At 68.5% G+C, this 25,390-nt stretch carries 20 protein-coding genes; 8 read left to right on the forward strand and 12 right to left on the reverse strand.

Going from position 1 to position 25,390, the window contains the following annotated elements; all coding sequences use genetic code 11:
- The first annotated feature begins 29 nt into the window (after positions 1-29).
- The 5 genes from fba to AC1Q6V_RS02835 all read left to right on the forward strand — a co-directional run bounded on the left by fba (position 30) and on the right by AC1Q6V_RS02835 (position 5,051).
- Positions 30-1,094, forward strand: a complete 1,065-nt coding sequence (gene fba, locus AC1Q6V_RS02815) for a class II fructose-bisphosphate aldolase (protein ID WP_010812197.1) — start codon at positions 30-32, stop codon at positions 1,092-1,094.
- Between the two features lie 104 nt (positions 1,095-1,198).
- Positions 1,199-2,107, forward strand: a complete 909-nt coding sequence (locus AC1Q6V_RS02820) for a phosphoribosylaminoimidazolesuccinocarboxamide synthase (RefSeq protein WP_010812196.1) — start codon at positions 1,199-1,201, stop codon at positions 2,105-2,107.
- 147 nt (positions 2,108-2,254) lie between these two features.
- Positions 2,255-2,752 (forward strand): 5-(carboxyamino)imidazole ribonucleotide mutase, encoded by a 498-nt coding sequence (purE, locus tag AC1Q6V_RS02825; RefSeq protein WP_454749320.1) that lies wholly within the window; start codon positions 2,255-2,257, stop codon positions 2,750-2,752.
- A 42-nt stretch (positions 2,753-2,794) separates the two neighbouring features.
- Positions 2,795-4,039: a 5-(carboxyamino)imidazole ribonucleotide synthase gene (locus tag AC1Q6V_RS02830; RefSeq protein ID WP_010812194.1), complete on the forward strand. Its 1,245-nt coding sequence runs from the start codon at positions 2,795-2,797 to the stop codon at positions 4,037-4,039.
- Positions 4,040-4,061: 22 nt separating this feature from the next.
- Positions 4,062-5,051, forward strand: coding sequence for an L-threonylcarbamoyladenylate synthase (locus AC1Q6V_RS02835; protein ID WP_010812193.1), 990 nt, complete (start codon positions 4,062-4,064; stop codon positions 5,049-5,051).
- A gap of 203 nt (positions 5,052-5,254) precedes the next feature.
- Here the strand turns inward: AC1Q6V_RS02835 and AC1Q6V_RS02840 are convergent, their stop codons facing one another.
- The 7 genes from AC1Q6V_RS02840 to AC1Q6V_RS02870 all read right to left on the reverse strand — a co-directional run bounded on the left by AC1Q6V_RS02840 (position 5,255) and on the right by AC1Q6V_RS02870 (position 11,894).
- Complete coding sequence (locus AC1Q6V_RS02840; RefSeq protein ID WP_011614584.1) at positions 5,255-5,581, reverse strand: AzlD domain-containing protein; 327 nt, start codon at positions 5,579-5,581, stop codon at positions 5,255-5,257.
- Complete coding sequence (locus tag AC1Q6V_RS02845; RefSeq protein WP_041687155.1) at positions 5,578-6,405, reverse strand: AzlC family ABC transporter permease; 828 nt, start codon at positions 6,403-6,405, stop codon at positions 5,578-5,580. Before AC1Q6V_RS02845 ends, AC1Q6V_RS02840 begins: the two co-directional genes overlap by 4 nt.
- Before the next feature lie 189 nt (positions 6,406-6,594).
- Positions 6,595-8,196, reverse strand: a complete 1,602-nt coding sequence (gene dacB, locus AC1Q6V_RS02850; RefSeq protein ID WP_439671278.1) for a D-alanyl-D-alanine carboxypeptidase/D-alanyl-D-alanine endopeptidase — start codon at positions 8,194-8,196, stop codon at positions 6,595-6,597.
- Positions 8,197-8,244: 48 nt separating this feature from the next.
- Positions 8,245-8,832, reverse strand: a complete 588-nt coding sequence (locus AC1Q6V_RS02855; protein ID WP_010812189.1) for a MarR family winged helix-turn-helix transcriptional regulator — start codon at positions 8,830-8,832, stop codon at positions 8,245-8,247.
- Complete coding sequence (locus tag AC1Q6V_RS02860) at positions 8,829-9,980, reverse strand: ABC transporter substrate-binding protein (RefSeq protein WP_454749319.1); 1,152 nt, start codon at positions 9,978-9,980, stop codon at positions 8,829-8,831. Before AC1Q6V_RS02860 ends, AC1Q6V_RS02855 begins: the two co-directional genes overlap by 4 nt.
- Positions 9,981-10,031: 51 nt before the next feature.
- Entirely contained in the window at positions 10,032-11,285 is a 1,254-nt protein-coding gene (locus AC1Q6V_RS02865; RefSeq protein ID WP_454749318.1) for a flavin-dependent oxidoreductase, read from the reverse strand.
- Positions 11,286-11,441: 156 nt separating this feature from the next.
- Positions 11,442-11,894: a PACE efflux transporter gene (locus AC1Q6V_RS02870; RefSeq protein WP_010812186.1), complete on the reverse strand. Its 453-nt coding sequence runs from the start codon at positions 11,892-11,894 to the stop codon at positions 11,442-11,444.
- A gap of 111 nt (positions 11,895-12,005) precedes the next feature.
- Between AC1Q6V_RS02870 and AC1Q6V_RS02875 the strand changes: the two genes are divergently transcribed.
- Positions 12,006-12,911 (forward strand): LysR family transcriptional regulator, encoded by a 906-nt coding sequence (locus tag AC1Q6V_RS02875; RefSeq protein ID WP_454749317.1) that lies wholly within the window; start codon positions 12,006-12,008, stop codon positions 12,909-12,911.
- Here the strand turns inward: AC1Q6V_RS02875 and AC1Q6V_RS02880 are convergent.
- From AC1Q6V_RS02880 to AC1Q6V_RS02895, 4 genes are read right to left on the reverse strand one after another with little or no spacing between them, the layout of a single operon-like run.
- Positions 12,898-14,376: an efflux transporter outer membrane subunit gene (locus AC1Q6V_RS02880; protein ID WP_454749316.1), complete on the reverse strand. Its 1,479-nt coding sequence runs from the start codon at positions 14,374-14,376 to the stop codon at positions 12,898-12,900. The genes AC1Q6V_RS02875 and AC1Q6V_RS02880 overlap by 14 nt on opposite strands.
- A gap of 17 nt (positions 14,377-14,393) precedes the next feature.
- Positions 14,394-17,693, reverse strand: coding sequence for an efflux RND transporter permease subunit (locus AC1Q6V_RS02885; protein WP_454749315.1), 3,300 nt, complete (start codon positions 17,691-17,693; stop codon positions 14,394-14,396).
- 2 nt (positions 17,694-17,695) lie between these two features.
- Positions 17,696-20,818 (reverse strand): MdtB/MuxB family multidrug efflux RND transporter permease subunit, encoded by a 3,123-nt coding sequence (locus AC1Q6V_RS02890; protein WP_454749314.1) that lies wholly within the window; start codon positions 20,816-20,818, stop codon positions 17,696-17,698.
- A 9-nt stretch (positions 20,819-20,827) separates the two neighbouring features.
- On the reverse strand, positions 20,828-22,279 hold the full coding sequence (locus AC1Q6V_RS02895; protein WP_439668556.1) for an MdtA/MuxA family multidrug efflux RND transporter periplasmic adaptor subunit: 1,452 nt from the start codon (positions 22,277-22,279) through the stop codon (positions 20,828-20,830).
- A 338-nt stretch (positions 22,280-22,617) separates the two neighbouring features.
- On the opposite strand from AC1Q6V_RS02895, the gene AC1Q6V_RS02900 reads away from it, so the two are divergent.
- A complete protein-coding gene (locus tag AC1Q6V_RS02900; RefSeq protein WP_010812236.1) occupies positions 22,618-23,361 on the forward strand; it encodes a response regulator in 744 nt (247 codons plus the stop codon).
- Positions 23,362-23,413: 52 nt separating this feature from the next.
- Entirely contained in the window at positions 23,414-24,685 is a 1,272-nt protein-coding gene (locus AC1Q6V_RS02905) for an ATP-binding protein (protein ID WP_010812237.1), read from the forward strand.
- Between the two features lie 29 nt (positions 24,686-24,714).
- Here the strand turns inward: AC1Q6V_RS02905 and plsY are convergent, their stop codons facing one another.
- Positions 24,715-25,323 carry a glycerol-3-phosphate 1-O-acyltransferase PlsY gene (gene plsY / locus AC1Q6V_RS02910; protein ID WP_010812238.1) on the reverse strand — a complete coding sequence of 203 codons (609 nt, stop codon included), beginning with the start codon at positions 25,321-25,323 and terminating at the stop codon, positions 24,715-24,717.
- Between the last annotated feature and the right edge of the window lie 67 nt (positions 25,324-25,390).

A 25,390-nucleotide genomic window follows, 5' to 3' on the forward strand; every position in this document is an offset into this window, starting at 1 on the left:
GACACCCAATTTTTATTTAGGAGTTAGACATGCCACTCGTATCGATGCGCCAGCTGCTGGACCACGCGGCCGAGAACAGCTACGGCCTGCCGGCCTTCAACGTGAACAACCTCGAGCAAGTGCAGGCCATCATGCAGGCGGCCGACGAGGTCAACGCCCCGGTGATCATGCAAGCCTCGGCCGGCGCGCGCAAATACGCCGGTGAGCATTTCCTGCGCCACCTGATCGAAGCCGCGGTCGAAGCCTACCCGCACATCCCCGTGGTGATGCACCAGGACCACGGCCAGTCGCCGGCGATCTGCCAGGGCGCGATCGACCTGGGCTTCTCGTCGGTGATGATGGACGGCTCGCTGCGCGAAGACGGCAAGACCCCGGCCGAGTACGAGTACAACATCGACGTCACCCGCAAGGTGGTGCAGCTGGCCCACGCCGTCGGCGTGACCGTGGAAGGCGAACTGGGCTGCCTGGGCTCGCTGGAAACCGGTGAAGCCGGCGAAGAAGACGGCATCGGCGCCGTCGGCGTGCTGGACCACTCCATGCTGCTGACCGATCCGGAGCAGGCCGCCGACTTCGTCAAGGCCACCCAGCTGGACGCCCTGGCCATCGCCATCGGCACCTCGCACGGCGCCTACAAGTTCACGCGCAAGCCCACCGGCGACATCCTGGCGATCAGCCGCATCAAGGAAATCCACGCCCGCATCCCCAACACCCACCTGGTGATGCACGGCTCGTCGTCGGTGCCGCAGGAACTGCTGGAAGAGATCCGCAAGTTCGGCGGCGACATGAAGGAAACCTACGGCGTGCCGGTCGAGGAAATCCAGGAAGCGATCAAGTACGGCGTGCGCAAGATCAACATCGACACCGACATCCGCCTGGCCATGACCGGCGCGATCCGCCGCTTCTTCGCCGAGAACCCGAGCAAGTTCGACCCGCGCGAATACCTGAAGCCGGCCCGCGAAGCCGCCAAGCAGGTGTGCAAGGCGCGCTACATCGCCTTCGGCTGCGAAGGCCAGGCCGGCAAGATCAAGCCGATCGGCCTGACCGATATCGCGCAGCAGTACAAGGCGGGCAAGCTGTCGCAGGTCGTGCAGTAAATGTCCCTAGTCCGCCTTCCGCGCTAGGGGAAGGCGGATTGCAGTTCCGGCCGCCGCGGCACGCATCCAGCGCCCGGCGGCTTCGCCGTTTTATCGGAACCATCATGTCCAACGCTCTCTACCAGTCCTCCATCAACTCGCTGCCGCTGCTGGGCCACGGCAAAGTGCGCGACAACTATGCCGTCGGCAATGACAAGCTGCTGATCGTCACCACCGACCGCCTGTCGGCGTTCGACGTCATCATGGGCGAGCCGATCCCCGACAAGGGCCGCGTGCTGAACCAGATGGCGAACTTCTGGTTCCGCAAGCTCGCGCACATCGTGCCGAACCACGAGACCGGCATCGCGCCCGAGACCGTGGTCGCGCCGGAGGAAGTGGAGCAGGTCAAGGGCCGCGCCGTGGTGGTCAAGCGCCTGCGGCCGATCCTGGTCGAAGCCGTGGTGCGCGGCTATCTCGCCGGCAGCGGCTGGAAGGACTACCAGGCCACCGGCAAGGTGTGCGGGATCGAGCTGCCCGCCGGCCTGCAGAACGCGCAGAAGCTGCCCGAGCCGATCTTCACCCCGGCCGCCAAGGCCGAGATGGGCGAGCACGACGAGAACATCTCGTTCGCCGAAGTCGAGGCCCGCATCGGCATCGCGCTGGCGCGCCAGATGCGCGATATCTCGATCCGCCTGTACAAGGAAGCGGCCGAGTTTGCGGCCACGCGCGGCATCATCATCGCCGATACCAAGTTCGAGTTCGGCCTGGACGACAATGGCGTGCTGACGCTGATGGACGAGGTCCTGACCGCCGATTCGTCGCGCTTCTGGCCGGCCGATTCGTACCAGGTGGGCACCAACCCGCCGTCGTTCGACAAGCAGTTCGTGCGCGACTGGCTGGAAGCCGTGCGCATCGACGGCAAGCCCTGGCCCAAGACCGCGCCGGCGCCGCAACTGCCGGACGAGGTGATCGAAAAGACCGCCGCCAAGTACCGTGAAGCGCTGACGCGCCTGACGGGCGAAGAACTGCAGTAAGTTATCAATTTCCCGACGGTGTTCTCCCTCTCCCCTCAGCGGGAGAGGGGTGGTTTAGCAAGGCGCCACGCGTCGGGAAACGCCAGCCCTCTCCCCCGGCCCCTCTCCCGCAAGCGGGAGAGGGGAGCAAACAATCAAGGATCTGAAGTGAGCAAGCAAGACAAGCCGCTGGTCGGCGTGGTGATGGGCAGCAGTTCCGACTGGGACGTGATGCAGCACGCAGTGGCCATGCTGAAGGATTTCGGCGTGCCGTTCGAAGCCCAGGTGGTGTCCGCGCACCGCATGGCGGACGACATGTTCCGCTTTGCCGAGAGCGCGCGCAGCCGCGGCATCCGCGCCATCATCGCCGGTGCCGGCGGCGCCGCGCACCTGCCCGGCATGATCGCCGCCAAGACCATCGTGCCGGTGTTCGGCGTGCCGGTGCCGTCCAAGTACCTGCGCGGCGAGGATTCGCTGCTGTCGATCGTGCAGATGCCCAAGGGCGTGCCGGTGGCCACCTTCGCCATCGGCGAGGCCGGTGCCGCCAATGCCGCGCTGCACGCGATCGCCACGCTGGCCACCACCGACGAGGCGCTGGCCGGCGCGCTGGAAGCATTCCGCGCGAAGCAGACCGAAGCCGCGCGCGCGATGACTTTGCCACTGTAATGCTGCCGCTGTAATCATCCGGACATCCCACGGAACCTAGCAATGCCCACCGATATCCATCCCTATCTCTCCGAAGCCCACACGCCGGAATCGCGCGCCGAGTTCGGCGTCGACCGTCCCGACGCGCCCATCCTGCCTGGTGCGTGGCTCGGCATGCTGGGTGGCGGCCAGCTCGGCCGCATGTTCACGCATGCGGCGCAGGCGATGGGCTATCGCGTATGCGTGCTCGATCCGGACCAGGACAGCCCGGCCGGTTCGGTGGCGGACAAGCATATCTGTGCGCAATACACCGACGAGGCCGCGCTGGCCGAGATGGGCAAGCTGTGCCAGGCGGTAAGCACCGAGTTCGAGAACGTGCCGTCGCTGTCGCTGGACCGGCTCGAGCAGCTGGGCGCCTTTGTCGCGCCGCGCGGCTACTGCGTGTCGATCGCGCAGAACCGCATCGGCGAGAAGAAGTTCTTTGCCGCGTGCGCCGAGCGCACCGGCGTGTCGCCGGCCCCGCACTGGGTGATCCAGCACGATGCCGATGTCGACCAGCTGCCCGACCACGTGCTGCCCGGCATCCTCAAGACCGCGCGCATGGGCTACGACGGCAAGGGCCAGGCGCGCGTGAAGACGCGCGACGACGTGCGCGCCGCCTGGAACGCCATGCAGCATGTGCCGTGCGTGCTGGAGCAGATGCTGCCGCTGGCTTATGAGGTCTCGGTGCTGGCCGCGCGTGCCGCGGACGGCTCCACCGCCACCTGGCCGCTGGCCGAGAACGTGCACCGCGACGGCATCCTGTTCTCGACGGTGATGCCGTCGACCAGCGTGTCGCCCGAGATCGCCGACCGCGCGCGTGCCGCAGCGGCTGCCATCGCCACGGAGATGGGCTACGTCGGCGTGCTGTGCATCGAGTTCTTCGTGCTGACCGACGGCTCGCTGGTCGCCAACGAGATGGCGCCGCGCCCGCACAACTCCGGCCATATCACCATGGATGCGTGCGAGACCAGCCAGTTCGAACAGCAGGTGCGCGCCATGGCGCGGCTGCCGCTGGGCAGCACGCGCCAGCACTCGGCCGGCAAGATGCTGAATCTGCTGGGCGACGTGTGGTTCGAGTTCGGCCTGGAGCGCACGCCTTCCTGGGACGAGGTGGTGGCGCAACCCGGCGCCAAGCTGCACCTGTACGGCAAGGGCGATGCGCGCCCGTCGCGCAAGATGGGCCACGTCAACTGCGTGGGCGAGCATGCGGAAGCGGCCGCCGCCGCCTTTGCCGCCGCCGCGCAGGCGCTGCATATCCCGCTCTGAAGCCATAGCTCCAAGGAACACGATGTCGCCGCGCATGCCCACGGCCGCTGAACTGGACGAAGCCGTCCGCCTGCTCGAGGCCGGGCAACTGGTCGCCTTTCCCACCGAAACCGTCTACGGGCTCGGTGCGGATGCCGAGAACCCCGAGGCGGTCGCCCGCATCTTCGCGCTCAAGGGCCGGCCGTCGAACCATCCGGTGATCGTCCACGTGGTGGACGGCGCCGATATCGGCTACTGGACCGACGAGGTCCCCGAGGCAGCGCAGCAACTGATCGACGCGTTCTGGCCCGGCCCGCTGACGCTGATCCTGAAGCGCGCCGCGCATATCCATCCGGCCGTCGCCGGCGGCCAGGACAGCATCGGCGTGCGTTGCCCCTCGCACCCCGTGGCGCAGGCGCTGCTGGCGCGCTTCAAGCGCGGCCGCGGCGGCATTGCCGCGCCATCGGCCAACAAGTTCGGCCAGGTCAGCCCGACCACCGCGCAGCATGTGCGCGATGAATTCGGCGATGCGGTCTATGTGCTGGAAGGCGATGGCGTGGAGGTCGGTATCGAATCGACCATCGTCGACCTGTCGCGGCTGGACCAGGGCATCGGCCCGGTGCTGCTGCGGCCGGGGGCGATCACCGCGGCGATGATGGCGCAGGTACTGGGCGCGGCCCCGCTGCCGCCCGACGCGGCCGCGCCGCGGGCTTCAGGCACGCTCAAGGCTCACTACGCGCCGCACACACCGCTGCTGCTGGCCGATGCGCAAGCAGCTTCGGCGCAGCTGGCCTCGCTGCCGGACGATGCCCGCGTGGCGTGGGTCGGCCGGGCGCCGCTGGTGGACCAGCGCTGTACCTGGGTGCAGGCGCCTGCGGATGCGGCGGCCTATGCGCGCGAGCTTTACCGCTTGCTGCGCAAGCTCGACAAGCAGGGCTATACGCAGCTGATGTTCGAGGTGTTGCCTGAAGGGCAGGATTGGGCGGGGGTGCGGGATCGGCTGGAGCGGGCAGCGGCGGCGTTTGGGGGATAGGGGGCGGTGGCTTGCCTGGGGGCTTTACTTCGTTGAAGCTCCGGCCCTCTCCCCAACCCTCTCCCGCAAGCGGGAGAGGGAGCACACAGGCGGTGGTTCCTGACTCATGCGGTGCAAATAACCTGCCGGTTTGCTCCCCTCTCCCGCAAGCGGGAGAGGAGCCAGGGAGAGGGCCGGCGTGTGCCAAGCACGATGCCGCCAATTCAGCCGCCCAGCAGCCTCAGCGCCGTATACACCGCCATCCCCACCACGATCATCCCCACCATCTTCCGCGTCAGCAGGTAGAACAGCGTGGCCGCAATCCCCGCCATCAGCTTGTCGTTGGAGAACGCCACCGTGAAATGCCCCTGCCAGGTCATCAGGTCCGGCAGGATGATCGCCGCCAGCGCCGCGGCCGGTGCATAGCGCAGCGCCCGCGCGATGCGGTCGGGCACGGTGACATGCTCGCCGGCCATCAGGAACAGCGCGCGCGTGACGATGGTGACGACCGCCATGCCAAGGATGGCAATCCAGATTTCAAGATGGCTCATGCGCGGTCTCCCGGCGGCGTTTCCGGCGCGGCGGCGTTGGTGACCTCGGGGGCCTTGGGCTTGCGCCGACGGATGCCGCGCAGTGCCGCGCGCGCGGCCAGGTCGTCGCTGGCCATGCCGGCGGCAATCGCGCCCACCACTGCCACCACCAGGCTGAGACGGTACGGCAAATCGAAGCAAAGCAGCGCCAGCACCGCCGACACCACCACTGCCAGCAGCGTCGAGCGCGAGTTGATGGTGGCGATCATCACCGGGATCAGCGCCATGGTGCCGGCCAGCCCCAGGCCCCAGCTGTCGGGGAACAGACTGGCCAGCACGATGCCGATGATCGACGACAGCTGCCACATGCAGAAGTTGGTCAGCGCCATGCCCCAGAAGTAGCCTTCCTTGCCGGGCTCGTAGCCGGGCGTGCTGTACTTCTGCAGGAAGTAGACGAAGTGCAGGTCGCCGTTGAACGAGCCCAGGATGGTGCGCCGCCATAGCGGCATGTAGCTGAAGTGCGGCTGCATGCCGGCGCTGAAGATCACAAAGCGCAGGTTGACCACGGCCGCGGTCAGCCAGATGGTCCACAGCGGCAGGCCCGCGGCGAACAGCGGCAGCACGGCCAGCTGCGCCGAGCCGGCATAGACCAGCAGCGACATGCCGATGGCTTCGGGCACGGTCATTACGGATTTGCTCATCGCCACGCCGGTCACCAGGCCCCAGGAGAAGACCGCGGGCAGGGACGGGGCAAAGTAGCGCGCGCCGTCGATAAAGCCGGCGCGTTCGGCGGGTGCGAAGCGATGCCAGAGGCGCAACCACACCGGGGGTTGTCGGGAAGTCATGTCAGAGGGCGAGGGGGCAATGCAGGCCCGGGGCCGAGGGCCGGCCCGGAAGGCTGCCGCCGCAGGACGCGGCCGGCACCCTGGCATTATAGGGGCGGATCGGACGCTGGTAAGCGTCCGCTTAACAAAATGCGGCCGCGGCGTTGGCGCCAGGCCACGGCGCCGCGCCGCGGCCTGCCCGGCGCGGACTCAGGGTGCGCCGCGGTACACCCATTGCAGCAAGGCGTCGTGTGCTTCCAGCGCCTGCGCGGCATTGGGATGGTTGATCATGCTGACCACCACGTAGCGGCCGCCGTCGGCAGCATCCACATAGCCGGCCAGCGCGCGCACGTCGGCCAGCGTGCCGGTCTTCAGGTAGCCGTTGCCGGCCGCGTTGGCGCGCGTCAGGCGGTTGCGCAGCGTGCCGTCGACGCCCAGCACCGGCAGCGAATCGATCAGCACCGGCCCCACGTTGCTGGCCGCGGCCTGCTGCAGCAGGCGCGCCATGTCATAGGCGCTGATGCGTTCCTCGCGCGACAGGCCCGAGCCGTTGTCCAGCACCAGGCCGGGCATGTCCAGCCCCTGGCGCGCCAGCCAGCGCTGCACCACGCGGATCGAGCGCCCGGTGCTGGCCGGGCCGCCGCGGTCCATTTCTGCGCCGATGGTCAGGAACAGCTGGCGTGCCATCACGTTGTTCGAGAACTTGTTGATGTCGCGCACGATGTCTGCCAGCGGCAGGCCGTAGTGGCGCGCCAGCAGCACCGCGCCGCGCGGCACCTTGCCGCTGCGCAGCGCGGGCATATGGGCAAAGCGTCCGCCGGCGCGCTGCCATTCGGCGACGAAGCCGCCCCATGTGAACTCCGCATGCGACAGCGTGGCGATATTGAGTACGTGCTCGCCGCAGTCGCTGGCATAGTCGCCCGAGAACGACGCCAGCACGGTGCCGTCCGCCTGCGGCAGCACGCTCGGGCTGGCGCTGGACTGCCAGTCGCCGCAGCGGCCGTTGGTCAGCGTGAGCCGGTTGTCCAGCTTGAGCTGCGCCAGCTCGGGCGTGACGCTGACTGCCACGGTCTGGCTGGCCGGGTCCGGCGTCAGCGTGAATGACAGTGTCTTGAACGCATACAGCAGCGCATCGGGGCCGACGTTGTAGGCGCGCTGCACTTCGCCGTCGATGGTGCCGTTGCCGTCCAGGCCATCGGCAAAGTAGCTGCGGTCCAGCACCAGGTCGCCGTTGATGCCGGTAGCGCCCCCGGCGCGCGCCTTCGCCACCAGCTTGGCCATTTCCTCGGGCACCAGCTTGGGATCGCCGTGGCCGCGCAGGTAGACGTTGCCGTTGACGGTGCCGTCGAAGCCGGGCTGGGCGTCGGCATAGAGCGAGGTCTGCCAGCGGTAGTCGGGCCCCAGCAGCTGCAGCCCGGCAAAGGTGGTGACCAGTTTCATGGTCGAGGCCGGGTTCATCGGCTGCTGCGCATTCCAGCTGGCGCGGGCGGTGCCCGCGCCCAGCCTGACCACGTAGAAGCTGGCGGCCGACGCCGGCACGCCGGCTCGGCGCAGCGCCGCGGCCACCGGGGCCGGCACGCCGGCGCTCACCAGTGCGGGATCGGCAGCGGTTTTTGCGGCGGTGGCGGCCTTCGCCGCTTTTGCCGCCTTGACCGTCTTGGCGGGCGCCTTGGCTTGCGCCGGGGTGAGCGCGGGACCGCCGGCCAGCAGCACGGCGGCAAGGATGGGCGAGAGCAGTGGCGACAGGCGGCGCAGCAGGGTGCCGGGTCGCAATGCAGTAGGCGCGGCGATTGTTCTTGGCATGGCGGCCATGTTAACGCATGGCCGCAGGCCGGCGGATGACAGTCTTGCCGACTGCCCTCAGCCGGCGCGCGGCGGCGCCAGCCGAGCCAGCAGCGACTTCAGCGTGGCCTGCTCGGCCTCGCTCAGCGCCGAGCCGACGTGCGCGTCGTGCGCCACCACCGCCTGCGTGGCGGCTTCCAGCGTGCGGCGGCCGGCTGCCGTCAGCACCAGGCTGTAGGCGCGGCGATCGCCGGCTGCCGGGCGGCGTGCCACCAGGTTCATCTCTTCCAGCGCGTCGACCAGCAGCACCGCCCCCGAGCGCGCGATGCCGAGGATCTGCGCCAGTTCGGTCAGCTTCAGGTGCGGGTTGCGCGAGATGATGATCAGCGCCGAAAAGCGCGGCGGCGTGATCTGCCATTGCGCCAGCGACAGCACGAAATCTTCATAGATGCGGATCTGCGCGCGGCGGATGGCGTAGCCGATCAGATTGTCGAGCACGCCATAGTCGATGTTCGGCACATGCGGGTCGAAACCGGCATCGGCACCGCCGCTTGCGGCCGGATCCGGCGCAAGCGGGTCTCGCGCCTTACGCCGCGCGGACGCGGCGGTGGTGCTGCGCGGGCGCGGGGGTGCGGCGGGCGGTGTGCCGGATGCGTCGGGATTCATTTCAGCAGTTTCCAGTTGCCGTTGTCGATGGTCAGCATAACCCGCCCGCGCTGGTCGAAGCCATAGTGGTCTTGCCCACTGTAATTCAGCACGCCGTGCGAGACCACGATGTCGCGCTCGGTCTCCAGTGCCTGCCGCAGCGCCTGGCGGAATGCCGGCGTTCCCGGCCTGGCGTGCCTGAGCGCCACCGGCACGATGCGCTCCAGCACCAGCCCGGCGTCGTAGGCGTGGGCGCCGAACTGCGTGCGGCTGTCGGCCCCGTATTGCTTCTCATAGCGGGTGACGTAGTCCAGCCCCGGCTTGCGCACCGGGTCGCCCGCGGGCAACTGCTCCGGCACGATCACCGGCCCGGCCGGCAGGATCGCGCCATTGACCATGCGCCCGCCGATGCGGATCAGGTCCTTGGTGGCCGCGCCATGGGTGTGGTAGATGGTGCCGCCGTAGCCGCGCTCGCGCAGCGTGGTGTGCGGCAGCGCGGCGCCGGTGCCGGCGCCGGCGATCAAAATGGCGTCGGGTTTGGCGGCAATCAGCTTGATGGCCTGCGCGGTCACGCTGGTATCGGCGCGGCCGTAGCGCTCGGTGGCGATCAGGCGGATGCCGTTGGCGCTGGCGGCGGCGGTGAAGTCCTTCAGCCAGGTCTCGCCGTAGGCATCGGCAAAGCCGATAAAGCCGATGGTCTTGACGCCGTTGGTCTTGGCGGTGGCGGCCACGGCATTGGCCATCAGCCGCACCGGCTGAGCCAGCCGGAAGGTCCAGCCACCGCGCCCGGGCTTGAGTTCGATCGGCGAGAACGCCAGCTGCACGGTCTGGGCCTCATCGGCCACCTCGGCAATGGCGATCGACGGCGCCACCGCGGACGAGCCCAGGATGATGTCGACCTTGTCCTCGGAGACAAAGCGGCGCGCCACCTTGGCGCCCTGGGTGGGGTCCGAGGCATCGTCCAGCACGATGTAGCGTACCGCCTCGCCGCCGACCTTCTGCGGCAGGTAGGCCAGCGAGTTCTTCTGCGGGATACCCAGCGACGCCGACGGGCCGGTGGTGGACAGGCTGACGCCGACGGTGATGTCGGCCAGCGCACTGCCGGCGCTGAAGGCGAGGGCCGCGGCCAGTGCGAGGCGGGCCAGCTTGGTGGTGGTCAGGGGCGCCATGGTGTCTCCTCTCTCGATGGTCTTGTTCTGCATTGTCAAACCTGCCGGATCCTACCGCTTGCCCTGCATCGACTGCCGGTCGAATCCCGCCAGCTGCTTGTACCGCAGCGAGATCGCCTCCAGTTCCGCGCGCGGGATCACCTGGTCGATGTCGGCAAAGCCCTGCGGCGCGCGTTCCTCGGCCAGCTGCATCACCTGCTCGGGCCCGTTCATGCGGTTGCGCAGCACGATTCCGGCGGTGCGCGGCAGGCGCTCGGCCTCGTATTCGCGCAGCCCGTAGCCGGTGTCGGGCGTGCCGAGCAGGCTGTCGAGCAGGTAGCGCGCGTCCAGGATCGCCTGGGCGCTGCCGTTCGAGCCGATCGGGTACATCGGGTGCGCGGCGTCGCCCAGCAGCGTGACGCGGTCGAAGGTCCAGCGCGGCAGCGGGTCCTTGTCGACCATCGGGAATTCGTAGATCGCCTCGGCACCGTCGATCAGCGCGGGGATGTCGATCCAGTCCCACCGCCAGTCGGCAAACGCGGCGCAGAACACGGATTTGTCGACCTGCTTGTTCCAGTCGCTGCGCGGCGGGGTGTCGGGCACGCTGTCGGGCACGCGCAGCTCGGCGATCCAGTTGACCAGCGAGCGGCCCTGGCGGCGCAGCGGTTCCGAGATCGGATAGGCCACGAACTTCTGGTCCTGGTGCCCGGCCATGAACATCGAGCAGCCGTCCAGGTAGGGCGACGCCTCGGTGACCGCACGCCACAGCAGGCGGCGCGAAAAGCGCGGCAGGTCGCCGGTGGGGTAGAAATGGCGGCGCACCGCCGAGTGGATGCCGTCGGCGCCGACCAGCACATCGGCGCTGGCCTCGACCTCGGCATTGTCGCTGCGGCGGCGCAGGCCAAAGCGCGCCTGTCCGCCCGCGCCGGTGTCCAGCACGGTCTCGAAGCTATGGCCGGTATGCACGGCGCCGGCGCCCAGGCGCTCCACCACGGTACGGTGCAACAGCATCTGGAATTCGCCGCGATGGATCGAGAATTGCGGCCAGTCGTAGCCGGCCGCCAGCCCGCGCGGCTCATGCCAGATGCGCTGGCCGCGCTTGTTGTAGTACGAGAGCGACGAGGTCTCGATGGCGATATCCGCCAGCGCGTCGCGCAGTCCCAGCTCGGACAGGATACGCACGGCGTGCGGCAGCAGGTTGATGCCCACGCCCAGCGGGCGCAGCGTTTCGCTGGCCTCCCAGACCTCGGCCTCGATGCCGTGGCGGTGGCATAGCAGCGCCAGCGTCAGTCCGCCGATGCCGCCACCGGCGATTGCGATCTTCATGGTGTCTCCCCCGCGTGCAGGATGCGCCGGTACGCAAGCGCGGGCGCGCTGCCTCCGGTCGAATTGGATTTGTTATGGAGTATAACAATTCGACCGGATGCGACAAGATGGGGAAGACCCCGGAGTGACGCCTCCGGGGTCGGGAAAAACCCGCGCTCAGCCGAGCGCGGCGCCTTCCGGCTTGGCTTGTGCCTGCAGTGAAGGCACCGGGAAGACGATGTCGTACAGCCAGTTGTACACCAGCGCGTAGACCATGTAGAAGCCGGCCACGGCGAGGTCCATGATGAGCGCATCGACCAGGCTGATGTCCAGGTACCAGGCCACCGACGGCAGGAACACCACCAGCAGGCCCAGCTCGAACAGCACGGCGTGCAGCACGCGCACCGGCACCGACTTGCGCAGCTGGCCGGTGAAACGCAGCATGCCCTTGTCGAACAGCACGTTGTACAGGTAGTTCCAGCCGGTGGCGATCAGCGAGGCGACCGCTCCGATCACGCCCATCTCGTGCAGTTCATAGCCGAAGGCCCAGCTGGCCAGCGGCGCGAAAATCAGCAGGCCGACCACCTCGAAGCCGACGGCGTGGCGAATCCGGTCCCAGGTCTTGCGCATCGTTGTTCTCCTTGCGTGTCAAACGCGATGGGAGCTAGTCTATCTGCTGGGTAGGGATTGCCAAGTTGGATACTATCTGTAAAACAGATAGATAAGCATGGAAAGTTATTTATGAGCCTCTCCATCGAGCAATTGCAGGCATTCGTCGCGGCGGCTGACACCGGTTCGTTCTCGGCCGCCGCGCGCCGGCTGGGCAAGGCGCAGTCGGTGGTCAGCGCGGCGGTGTCCAACCTGGAAATCGACGCCGGCAACGCGCTGTTCGACCGCTCCGCCCGTTACCCGGTACTGACCCCCGCGGGCGAGCGGCTGCTGGCCGAGGCGCGCGTGATCCTGGAGCGCTGCGAGCACTTCCGCGGCGTGGCCAAGAGCCTGGGCGAGGGCGTGGAGACGCGGCTGGTGCTGGCGGTGGACGAGCTCTATCCGGAAGAGACGCTGGGCATGCTGCTGGAAGAGTTCTCCAGCCGCTTCCCGGCGGTGGAGCTTGAGTTGCTGTTTCCGCTGATGGAGGACGTCAGCCGGCTGGTCCTGGAGGGCGGCGCCGACCTCGGCATCATGTGGCGGCAGGAGGTGCTGCCACCGGCGCTGGGCTTCCATGCGCTGGGCTGGGTGCCGATGCAGATCCTGTGCGCGCCCGAGCATCCGCTGGCCGGCCAGCGTGTGGACTGGGAGGAACTGAAGCGCTATCGCCAGCTGATGGTCGCCACCCGCTCAGACAGCGAAGAGAAGATGCGCCTGCGCGTGGCCGCGGACGTGTGGTGGGTGGAAAGCCAGTGGGTGATCGTGGAGCTGGTCAAGCGCGGGCTGGGCTGGGCCTTCGTGCCGTGGCACGTGGTGGCCAATTCGCCGGCCGCGGCGCAGCTGGTGACGCCGCCGCTGGCATTCCAGCAGCAGGACTGGCCGGTGGCGATGGAGCTGGTCTGGCACAAGCAGCGGCCGCTGGGCAAGGCTGCCACCTGGCTGCGCGAGCGCATCTGCCAACAGCCGCTGCCGCGCGCGCCTGCGGCTAGCGCTGGCTGACGGCCTGGTTCGAACCGGCCTGTGCCGGCGCAGCCTCCGCACCGGGCGCATGCCAGCCGCCGCCCAGCGCCTTGATCAGTACCACCGCCGCCGTGTACTGGCGGCCGGCGATCGACAGCGCGGTGCGCTCGGCGGTATAGGCGCTGGTCTGCGCCGTCAGCACGTCGAGCAGGCCAGCGGTGCCGGCGCGGTAGCGGTTGTTCACCAGCACCAGCGCCTCGCGCGCCGAGCGCAGCGCGTCGTTCTGCACCACCGCTTCCTGTTCCAGCAGCCGTTGCGCGGCGAGGTTGTCCTCGACTTCCTGGAACGCGCCCAGCACGGTCTGGCGGTAGTTGGCCACGGTCTGGTCGTAGGCCGCCACCGCCTGCGCCTTGGCCGCGCTGCGCAGCCCGCCGTCGAACAGCGTGCCGGCCAGGCCGCCGCCGATCGACCAGATCCGGTCCGGCAGCGACATCCAGCGCGCCAGCGTGCTGGCGGTCAGGCCGCCGCTGGCCGACAGCGACAGGGTCGGATAGTAGGCCGCCTGCGCCACGCCGATCTGCGCATTGGCCGAGGCCATGCGGCGCTCGGCCGCGCCGATGTCTGGGCGGCGTTCCAGCAGTTGCGACGGCACCGCGGCCGGCACGCGCGGCAGCGCGGTGCGGAAGTCGTCGGCGGCCAGCGTCAGCGCCGCGGGCGGCTTGCCCACCAGCACCGCGATGGCGTGCTCCAGCTGCGCGCGCGTGATCTGGATGTCGATCTGCTGCGCCTGCGCGCTCTTGAGCTGGGTCTCGGACTGCAGCACGTCCGAGCGCTGCGCGGTGCCCGCCGCATACTGGTTCTGCACCAGCTGCAGCGACTTCTGGTAGTCGGCCACGGTGCGGTCCAGCAGGGCCTTCTGCGCATCGGCCACGCGCAGCAGGAAGTAGCTCTGCGCCAGCGTTGCCTGCGTCGACAGCAGCGTCGAGGCCAGGTCGGCCTGGCTGGCTTGCGCGCTGGCCTCGCTGCTTTCCACCTGGCGCCGCACGCGGCCCCAGACGTCGATTTCCCAGGTTGCGCCCAGGGTCGCGCTCTGCCCGTTGAGCGTGCTGCCGCTGGCGCCGCGCGCGCGCGAGGCGCCGGCCTGTGCGTCGACGGTCGGGAAGAAGCCGGCGCGCGCGGCCTGCAGCGACGCCACCGCCTGGCGGTACTGCGCCTCGGCGGCCTTGATGTTCTGGTTCGAGATCTGCACCTCGGACATCAGCGCGTCGAGCTGCGCATCGCCGAACACGGTCCACCAGTCGGCGCGTGCCAGCGCATCCTGCGGCTCGGCGGGCTTCCAGTCGCCGGTCCAGGCGGGGGTGGCGGCATCGGCTTCCTTGAAGGATGCGGAAACCGGCGCGTCGGGGCGCTGGTAGTCGGGGCCGACGGCGCAGCCGGCCAGCAGCAGCGCGCAGGCCAGCGACACCGGCAGGGCATGGGTCAGGAGGCGGGAAAGAACTGTCATGTCGAGTCTTCGCAAATCTAGACGGCGGCCGGCTGGTCAGGCGTGCCGGCACCACGGCGGCGCTGGCGCCAGGCCTTGACCTTCAGGCGCCAGCGGTCCAGCGTCAGGTAGACCACCGGCGTGGTGTACAGCGTCAGCAGCTGGCTTACCACCAGCCCGCCGACAATGGAGATGCCCAGCGGCGCGCGCAGTTCGGCGCCGTCGCCGCGGCCGATTGCCAGCGGCACCGCGCCCAGCAGCGCGGCCATGGTGGTCATCAGGATCGGGCGGAAGCGCAGCAGGCAGGCGCGGTAGATCGCGTCGCGCGGCGACAGGCCGTCGCGCCGTTCGGCATCGATGGCGAAGTCGATCATCATGATCGCGTTCTTTTTCACGATGCCGATCAGCAGGATCACGCCGATCAGCGCGATGATGCTGAAGTCGGTCTTCGATGCCAGCAGCGCCAGCAGCGCGCCCACGCCGGCGGAGGGCAGCGTCGACAGGATCGTCAGCGGATGCACATAGCTTTCATACAGCACGCCCAGCACGATGTAGATCGTGATCAGCGCCGCCAGGATCAGGATCGGCTGACTCTTGAGCGAATCCTGGAACGCCTTGGCGCCGCCCTGGAAGTTGGCGCGCAGCGTCTCCGGCACGCCGATGCGCGCCATCTCGCGCGTGATCGCGTCGGTCGCCTGCGACAGCGAAGTGCCCTCGGCCAGGTTGAACGAGATCGTCGAGGCCGCGAACTGGCCCTGGTGGTTCACGCCCAGCGGCGTGCTGGACGGGGTCACGCGCGCGAACGCCGCCAGCGGCACGCGGTTGCCGTTGCCGGTGACCACGTAGATGTCCTTGAGCGCATCGGGCCCTTGCAGGTATTCCTGGCTCAGCTCCATCACCACGCGGTACTGGTTCAGCGGATGGTAGATGGTGGACACCAGCCGCTGGCCGAAGGCATCGTTGAGCACCGCATCCACCTGCTGCGCGGTCACGCCCAGGCGCGAGGCCGCGTCGCGGTCGATGATCACCGAGGTCTGCAGGCCCTTGTCGTTGGTATCGGTGTCGATATCCTCCAGCCCCTTCAGGTTCGACAACGCGGCGCGCACCTTGGGCTCCCACGCGCGCAGCACTTCCAGGTCGTCCGACTGCAGCGTGAACTGGTACTGCGAGCTGCTCTGCCGCCCGCCGATGCGGATATCCTGCACCGACTGCAGGAACAGGCTCGCGCCCGGCTCCTTGGACAGCTTGCCGCGCAGCCGCGCGATGATGGCGTCGGCCGATTCGTTGCGCTCCGACAGCGGCTTGAGCGTGACGAACATCTGCCCGGTATTGCGCTGGGAACCGCCGGTAAAGCCGGTCACGTTGACCACGGCGGGGTCGGACTGGACGATCTTGATGAAATTGTCGAGCTTGCCGCGCATGGCCTGGAACGAGGTGGCCTGGTCGGCGCGGATAAAGCCGATCAGCCGGCCCGTGTCCTGCTGTGGGAAGAAGCCCTTGGGAACGATCACGTACAGGTACACGTTGAGTGCGATGGTGGCGATCAGCACCAGCCACACCAGCGGACTCAGGCGCAGCGCCGTGGACAGCGAGCGCGCATAGCCGTCGTGCAGCCACTGGAACATGCGCTCGGTGGCACGGAAGAAGCGGCCCTGCTTCTCCGGCTCGGGCGGGCGCAGCATCCGTGCGCACATCATCGGCGTGGTGGTCAGCGACACCACCAGCGACACCAGGATCGCCACCGACAGCGTAATCGCGAATTCCTGGAACAGCCGGCCGACGATGCCGCCCATCATCAGCAGCGGGATGAATACCGCGATCAGCGACAGGCTCATCGACAGCACCGTGAAACCCACTTCGCGCGCCCCGCGCAGTGCCGCGGCAAGCGGCTTCATGCCTTCCTCGATGTGGCGCGAGATGTTCTCCAGCACCACGATGGCATCGTCGACCACAAAGCCGGTGGCGATGGTCAGCGCCATCAGCGACAGGTTGTTCAGCGAGAACCCGGCCAGGTACATCACCGAGAACGTGCCGATCAGCGACACCGGCACCGCCACGCTGGGGATAAGGGTGGCGCGCACATTGCGCAGGAACACGAACACCACCATGATCACCAGCGCCACCGAGATCATCAGCGTGTTCTCGACCTCGCGCAGCGAGGCGCGGATGGTGGGCGTGCGGTCCATCATCACGTCCATCGAGATTGCCGCGGGGATCATCTTTTGCAGCTGCGGCAGCATCTCGTTGACGCGGTCGACGGTCTCGATGATGTTGGCGCCGGGCGAGCGGTTCAGCACCAGCAGCACCGACGGCTTGCCGTTGGCCGAGCCGGCGTTGCGGATGTCCTGCACCGAGTCGACCACATTGGCCACGTCGCGCAGCCGCACCGGCACCGCGAACGAGTTGGGGCCGCTGGTGGCACTGGTGCCTCCGGTGGCGCCGCTGGTGATGGTGGTGGTGCCGCTGCTGGTGGTCAGCGTGGTCACGGTCACGCCGTTGACCACCTTGGTGCTGACGCCGCCGCTGGCGGCGGCGTTGGCGGTGCTGGCAATCAGCGCGCCCGCCGACGTCGACGAGAAGGTTCCCGGCGTGGCAAAGCGGATGATCAGCGGCATGTAGTCTTCCGCCTTCATCGCCTGGTCGTTGGCGTAGACCTGCCAGTTGCTGGCGGCGTTCTCCAGCGTGCCCAGCGGCCGGTTGGCGTTGGTCGCGCTGATGGTGTTGCGCACATCCTCCAGCGAGATGCCGTAGTTGTTCAGCGCGGTCGGGTTCAGCTCGACCCGCACGGCCGGCAGCGAGGCCCCGCCGATGGTGACCTGGCCCACGCCATCGACCTGCGACAGCTTCTGCGCCAGGATGGTCGAGGCCGCGTCGTACAACTGCCCGCGCGTCATGGTCGGCGAGGTCAGCGCGATGATCATGATCGGCGCATCGGCCGGGTTGACCTTGCGGTAGGTCGGGTTGTTGGGCAGGCTGGTCGGCAGTGTCGCGCGCGAGGCGTTGATGGCCGCCTGCACGTCGCGCGCGGCGCCGTCGATATTGCGCGACAGGTCGAACTGCAGCGTCACCCGGGTGGAGCCGAGCGAACTGCTCGAAGTGATCTCGGTCACGCCGGCAATGGTGCCGAGCGCGCGCTCGAGCGGCGTCGCCACGGTGGCGGCCATCGTTTCAGGACTCGCGCCTGGCAGCGACGCCGATACCGAGATGGTCGGGAAGTCCACCTGCGGCAGCGGCGACACCGGCAGCAGCCGCAGCGCGGCCAGCCCCGCCAGCAGGATGCCGAGCGTCAGCAGCGCGGTCGCGACGGGGCGGTGGATGAAGGCAGCCGAGAGATTCATCGTTACACCGGCTCCTCGCCCGTGCCGCCTTCCTCCGGATCACCGAAGCGCCGCTTGCGCCAGCCTTTCACGCGCGTGGCCACGCGGTCGAACGCCAGGTAGATCACCGGCGTGGTGAACAGCGTCAGCACCTGGCTGACCAGCAGGCCGCCCACCATGGTCACGCCCAGCGGCCGGCGCAGTTCGCTGCCGATGCCGGAACCCAGCATCAGCGGCAGCGCCGCCAGCAGGGCCGCCATGGTGGTCATCAGGATCGGGCGGAAACGCAGCAGGCAGGCCTGGAAGATCGCATCGCGTGGTTTCATGCCGCCCTCGCGCTCTGCCTCGAGCGCGAAGTCGATCATCATGATCGCGTTCTTCTTGACGATGCCGATCAGCAGGATGATGCCGATGATCGCAATGATGCCCAGGTCCTGCCCCGCCAACAGCAGCGCCAGCAGCGCGCCGACGCCCGCCGATGGCAGCGTCGACAGGATGGTGACCGGGTGGATGGTGCTTTCATACAGCACGCCCAGCACGATATACATCGTCACCACCGCGGCCAGGATCAGCCACAGCGTGTTCGACAGCGACGCGCGGAAGGCCAGCGCGGCGCCCTGGAAGCTGGTCTGCATCGAGATCGGCAGGCCCAGCTCCTGCTCGACCCTGATGATCTTGTCGACCGCGGCGCCCAGCGATTCGCCCGGCGCCAGGTTGAACGAGATCGTCGCCGCCGGGAACTGGCCCTGGTGGTTGATCACCAGCGGGCCGGTGCGTTCGGTGATGCGCGCGAACGCGCCCAGCGGCACCTGGCCGCCGGAAGAGGAGGGCAGGCGCAGGTCGGCCAGCGACTGCGGATTCTTGCGGAATTCCGGCATGGTCTCCAGCACCACGCGGTACTGGCTCGACTGCGTGAAGATGGTCGACACCAGCCGCTGGCCGAAGGCGCTGTACAGCGCGCTGTCGATCACCGCGGTGGTGATGCCGAAGCGCGCCGCGGCGTCGCGGTCGATATCGACATAGGCGCGCAGGCCGTTGTTCTGCTGGTCGCTGGTGACGTCGCGCAACTCGGGTTCCTGGCGCAGGCGTTCCACCAGCTTCGGCACCCACGCGGCCAGCGTGGCGGGATCGGGGTCCTCGACGGTGAACTGGTACTGCGTGCGCGAGACCTTGTCCTCGATGGTCAGGTCCTGCACCGGCTGCGTGTACAGCGACACGCCGCCCAGTTCGTGCACGGCCTGCTGCAGGCGCTGCGTGACCACGTCGATGGGGTCGCGCTCGCCCTTGGGCTTGAGGTTGATCAGCATGCGCCCGGCGTTGAGCGTGGTGTTGGTGCCATCCACGCCGATGAACGACGACAGGCTTGCCACTGCCGGGTCCTGCATCACCACCTTGGCCACGGCCTGCTGCCGGCGCGCCATGGCGTCGAACGAGGTGGTCTGGGCGGCCTCGGTGATGCCCTGGATCACGCCGGTGTCCTGCACCGGGAAGAAGCCCTTTGGCACCAGCAGATACAGCAGTCCGGTCAGCACCAGCGTGGCCACGGCCACGACCAGCGTCGCTTTCTGACGATCGAGCACCCACTCCAGCGCACGGCCGTAGCGCTCGATCACGTTGTCGAAGAAGCGGCCGCTGGCGCGGTGAAAGCGCGACAGCTTCTCTTCCGGCACATGGTGCAGCAGGCGCGCGCACATCATCGGCGTGAGCGTCAGCGATACCACTGCCGAGATCAGGATCGACACCGCCAGCGTGATCGCGAATTCCCGGAACAGGCGCCCGACCACGTCGCCCATGAACAGCAGCGGGATCAGCACCGCCACCAGCGAGAAGGTCAGCGAGATGATGGTGAAGCCGATTTGTTTCGAGCCCTTGAGCGCCGCCGCCATCGGCGAATCGCCCTTCTCGATGTAGCGCATGATGTTCTCGATCATCACGATCGCATCATCGACCACGAAGCCGGTGGCTATCGTCAGTGCCATCAGCGTCAGGTTGTTGATCGAGAAGCCGGCCAGGTACATCACGCCGAAGGTGCCCACCAGCGACAGCGGCACCGCCACGCCCGGGATGATGGTGGCCGGTATATTGCGCAGGAGCAGGAAGATCACCAGCACCACCAGCGCGATCGCCAGCAGCAGCTCGAACTGCACGTCCTCGACCGAGGCGCGGATGGTGGTGGTGCGGTCGGTCAGCAGCTGCACGTGGACCGAGGCCGGCAGCGCATTCTGCAGTTGCGGCAGCAGCGCCTTGATGCGGTCCACCACTTCGATCACGTTGGCACCGGGCTGGCGCTGGATATTCAGCACGATCGCGGGCTTGTCGTTGGCCCAGGCGGCCAGGCGGCTGTTCTCGGGGCCGTCGACGATCTCGGCCACGTCGGTGATGCGGATCGGCGCGCCGTTCCTGTAGCCCAGGATGATCTGGCGGTATTCGTCGGCCGAGCGCAGCTGGTCGTTGGCGTCGATGGTGGAGGCGCGCGCGGGGCCGTCGAAGCTGCCCTTGGCGCCGTTGACGTTGGATGCGCCAATGGCGGTGCGCAGGTCGTCGATCGACATGCCCAGCGAAGCCAGCGCGGCCGGGTTGGCCTGGATGCGCACCGCGGGGCGCTGGCCGCCGCTGATGGTGACCAGGCCCACGCCCTGGATCTGCGAGATCTTCTGTGCCACGCGCGTGTCGACCATGTCCTGCAGCCTGGGCAGCGGCATGGTGTCCGAGGTCATGGCGATGGTCATGATCGGCGCGTCGGCCGGGTTGACCTTGCTGTAGACCGGCGGCATCGGCAGGTCGGATGGCAGCAGGTTGCTGCCGGCGTTGATGGCGGCCTGCACCTCCTGCTCGGCCACGTCCAGCGGCAGCGTCAGCTCGAACTGCAGCGTGATCACCGAAGCGCCGCCCGACGAGGACGACGACATCTGCTTCAGGCCCGGCATCTGGCCGAACTGCCGCTCCAGCGGCGCGGTCACCGACGAGGTCATCACGTCCGGGCTGGCGCCAGGATAGAGCGTAGTGACCTGGATGGTCGGGTAGTCGACCTCGGGCAGCGCCGACAGCGGCAGCAGCCGGTACGCCACCAGCCCGGACAGCAAGATGGCCAGCATCAGCAGCGCCGTGGCGACCGGGCGCTCGATGAAGAGGCGTGAGGGGTTCATGCGCTGTCCTTACTGCTGCGCGCCGCCGGCGGGCGGGGCGCTGGCGCCGGCCTGGCGGTGGCGGCGATGTTCGCCGGCCGCGCCGGGGGCCGCGGCCCCGCTGGCGTCGGCGTGCGCGCCGCTGGCACCGCCGCCGTCCCGGTTGCGGCGGCCGCGCCCGCGCGGCTGGCTGGCCGGCACCACCGCGGCGGCGCGCGCGGCCGGGTCGACGGCCTCCACCGTCATGCCTTCCTTGAGGCGGTCGGCGCCGTCCACCACCACGCGCTGGCCGGGCTCCAGGCCCTTGAGCACGGCATTGCGGCTGCCGTCGCCCGGGCCCAGCGTGACCACCTGCACCTTGACCTTGCTGCTGTCATCCACGGTGTAGACGAAGGTACCCTGCTGGCCGCGCTGGATCGCCGCCACGGGGATCACGGTGGCGTCCCTGAGCGTATCGACGCGCGTGCGCACGTTGACGAACTGGTTGGGGAACAGCATGCCGTCGGCGTTGGGGAAGACCGCCTTGAGCTTGACCGTGCCGGTGGTGGCGTCGATCTGGTTGTCGGTGGTCAGCAGCGTGCCTTCGCCGAGCTGGTTGCGCACCTGGCGGTCCCACGCCTGCACCGGAAGTTCTTCGCCGGCGTTGAGCTTCTTCAGCACCGAGGGCAGGTTGTCCTCGGGGATGGTGTACATCACGGCGATGGGCTGGATCTGCGTGATCAGCGCGATGCCGTTGGTGTCGCTGGTATTGACGATATTGCCGGGGTCGACCTGGCGCAGGCCGATGCGGCCCGACACCGGCGCGACGATCCTGGTATAGCCCAGCTGCAGGCGCGCGTTGGCGACATTGCCCTGGTCGGTCTTGACCACGCCCTCGTACTGGCGCACCAGCGCGTCCTGGGTATCGACCTGCTGCTTGGAGATCGAGTCCTGGCCCAGCAGGGTGCGGTAGCGCTGCTGGTCGAGCCTGGCGTTCTGCAGCAGTGCCTGGTCGCGCGCGAGCTGGCCCACGGCCTGGTCCAGCGCCGCCTGGAACGGGCGCGGGTCGATCTCGGCCAGCACGTCGCCGGCCTTGACCATCTGGCCTTCCTTGAACAGCACCTTGAGCAGCGGGCCGGACACCTGCGCGCGCACGGTGACGTTGGACACCGGGGTCACGTTGCCCAGGCCGTTGAGCACCACATCCATATCGCGCTTGGCCACGGTGGCGACCACCACGGGAGAGCGCGGCATGCCGGGGCCGCCGGCGCCACCCCGCGCGCCCGGGCCGCTGGCGCCCCGCTGCGCGCCTGCAGCCCCGGCCGTCTCCTGCGGCGCCTGGCCGCGATGGGCGTACCAGTACCAGGCGCCCCCCGCGAGCAGCAGCACCAGCACGCCGGCGGTCAGCCGGCGCCGGCCGGTGCGCCGCGGCGGAGTGCCCTCGGGCGCAGGCGAAGACGGGGTCGGGGAGGGGGTAGGCTGGCCTTGTTCGGGGTTGGACATGTCCGCAAATCCTGGGGGCGGCGCGCGCGGCGCGCCTGCAATGTTCGGTCTGGCAAGTGACGATGCAGCAGTATGCCGCAACGCCACGGGCGCCGGCCCGCCGCGTGGAGGGGCACGCCGCGGGTGGCCGGCAGGCCGGCAAGTGCCGTGTGGCGCGCAATGCGGCGGCGCCGGTGGCACGTCATGCCGCAAGGATAATGTGCGGGCCCGGACGCCCGTATTTCGGCGCCCGGCGCTTTTATTACAGCGGATTACCAGCGCCCCGGGTGTAACCTCCGGAAACAAAACCGCCCGGCCAAACCGGCATGTGTGGCGCCGGGGCTGACTATCATGTGCCTATGCGAACGAACCAGCCTACCCAGATCCTCGTCGTCGACGACGATCCCGAACTTCGCGACCTGCTGCGCGAGTACCTGACCCAGCAGGGCTTTGCCGTCTCGGTGATGCATGACGGCGACGGCCTGCAGGCGCGCCTGGAGCGCGAGCGCCCGGCGCTGATCGTGCTGGACCTGATGATGCCCAAGGTCGACGGCCTGACCGCGCTGCGCAACCTGCGCGCCAAGAACGACGACATCCCCGTAATCCTGCTCACGGCCCGCAGCGACGAGATCGACCGCATCGTCGGGCTCGAGATCGGCGCCGACGACTACCTCGGCAAGCCGTTCTCGCCGCGCGAGCTGCTGGCGCGCATCAACGCCGTGCTGCGCCGCAAGCTGGCACGCCCCGCGGCCGCGCCCGAGGACCGCGAATCGGTCGCCTTCGGCCCGTTCCGCGTCAATTTCCGCCAGCGCACGCTGAGCCGTGCCGGCCAGACGCTGTCGATCAGCGATACCGAGTTCGCGCTGCTCAAGCTGCTGCTGATGCATCCGCTCGAAGTGCTGTCGCGCGAGCGCATCGTCGAGCTGATGTACGGCAGCGCCAGCGGCATCAGCGACCGCGGCATCGACGTGCAGATCTGGCGCCTGCGCCGGCTGCTCGATGAAGACGCGCAGCGCCCGCGCTATATCCAGACCGTGCGCGGACGCGGCTATACCTTCGTGCCCGACGAAGCGGAAGAGATGTCCGCGGGACTCCCCGAATAATGGCCGCGGCGCCCGCCCCCTGGCGCCGCATGCCACCAGACCCTGCTTTCCGATGAAGTTGCGACGCATCGACACCCTGTTCGGCCGCATTGCGCTGCTGATTGCCGCCGTGCTTGTGATCAGCCATTTCTCATGGCTGGCCATCCTGCGCATGGACCGCCGCCAGCAGCAGGTGGACTATTCAGTCGAGCAGATGCTGTTCCAGCTCGACAGCATCGAGCGCGCACTCGACGCGCGTCCGCCGGCGAAGCTGCCCAGCCTGGTTGAGACAGCCAACACGGCCGACGCCGAAGAGCATGCCGTCGTGCCCAAGGGCGGGCGCTCGCGCCGGCTGGTCGAGCAGTTCATCGGCAGGCTGCCGCAGGGCACTGAGATCCGGCTGGAGGACGAGACCACGCCGCGCATCTGGATCAAGCTGCCCAGCCGCGCCCGCTGGATCGCCATGCCGATCCTCTGGGTCCACAATCCGCCGCCTGACAACCGGCTGGTGCCTGGCGTGATGCTGGTGGTGGGCGTGGCCATCGTCTTTGCCGTGCTGATCGCCTGGCAGATCCAGCGGCCGGTGCGCGACATGGCCAATGCGGCAGAGCTGCTGTCGCGCCAGCACGCCGTGCCGCCGCTGCGCGAGCGCGGCCCGCATGAGCTGCGCCAGCTGATCGAGCGTTTCAACCGCATGGTGGCCGACCTGGCGCGCATCGACCAGGAGCGCAACACCATGCTTGCCGGCATCGCGCATGACCTGAAGACACCGCTGGCGCGGCTGCGCCTGCGCGCCGAGATGCTGGCCGATCCCAAGGCCGCCGCGGGGGTGACGCGCGACGTCGAGTCCATGTCGGCCATCGTCGAGCAGTTCCTGAGCTTCGCGCAGACCAGCGAGTCGACCGCGCGCCCGGTGCCGGTGGACCGGCGCGTCAATGAGCTGGCCGCGTCGCTGGCCGAGCAGGAGCGCCAGGTGGTGCTGTCGCTGGGCGCGGGCGAGGGCTTTCGCATGATCGCCACGCAGCTGGACCGCATCGTCGGCAATCTGGTCGACAACGCCTACGCGTATGGCAAGCCGCCGGTATGCATCGCGACCGCGCGCACGCCGGAGGGTTACCTGCTGGTGGTGGAGGACCAGGGCGCCGGCATTCCCGAGGATGACAAGGAGCGCGCCACGTTGCCCTTTGTACGGCTGGACCCGGCTCGGGGCGGCAATGCGCATTCCGGGCTGGGGCTGGCGATCGTGGACCGGCTGGTGCGGCAGGCGGGCGGTAAGCTGAACCTGGTGAATGCCGATGGTGGCGGGTTCCGGGTGGAGATGCTGTTCGGGGCAGCCGAGGCCTGAGCCGGCGTCAGGGCTGCCTCAGGCCGTTTTCAGACCTTCTTTTTCTCCCCGATCCGGCTTTCCTTGCCGGCCAGCAGCTTGGCAATATTCTGCCGGTGCCGCGCAATCAGCAGCACGCTGATCACGAAGATCGCCCCGGTCATCACATCCACGCCGTTCATCAGCACATGGAAGAACGGCGCGAAGATCGCCGCCACCAGTGCCGCCAGCGACGAGTAGCGGAAGAAGAACGCGATGATCAGCCACGTGGCCAGCGTGCCCAGGCCCAGGATCGGGTCGATGGCGAGCAGGATGCCGGCCGCGGTGGCCACGCCCTTGCCGCCGGCGAAGCGGTGGTACACCGGGAACAGGTGCCCCAGGAAGACCGCCAGCGCCACCAAGGCCAGGCCGGTTTCGTTGAGCCCGTAGGCCGGCCCGAAGCGCGCGGCCAGCCATACCGCCAGCCAGCCCTTCAGGGCATCGCCGATCAGCGTCAGGATGGCGGCCTTCTTGTTGCCGGTGCGCAGCACGTTGGTGGCACCGGGATTGCCGGAGCCATAGGAGTGCGGGTCCGGCAGCCCCATCAGCTTGCTGACGACCACAGCGAAGGAAACGGAGCCGATCAGGTAGGCGGCGAGGGCGAATAGCAGATTGGCCATGTGTAGTGGGGTGTTTTCAGGCTGGCGCGATTGTAGCGCGGCAGGGGCCTCGCTACGTCCGTGACTT

The sequence above is a fragment of the Cupriavidus sp. GW823-FHT07B10 genome, assembly GCF_058794355.1.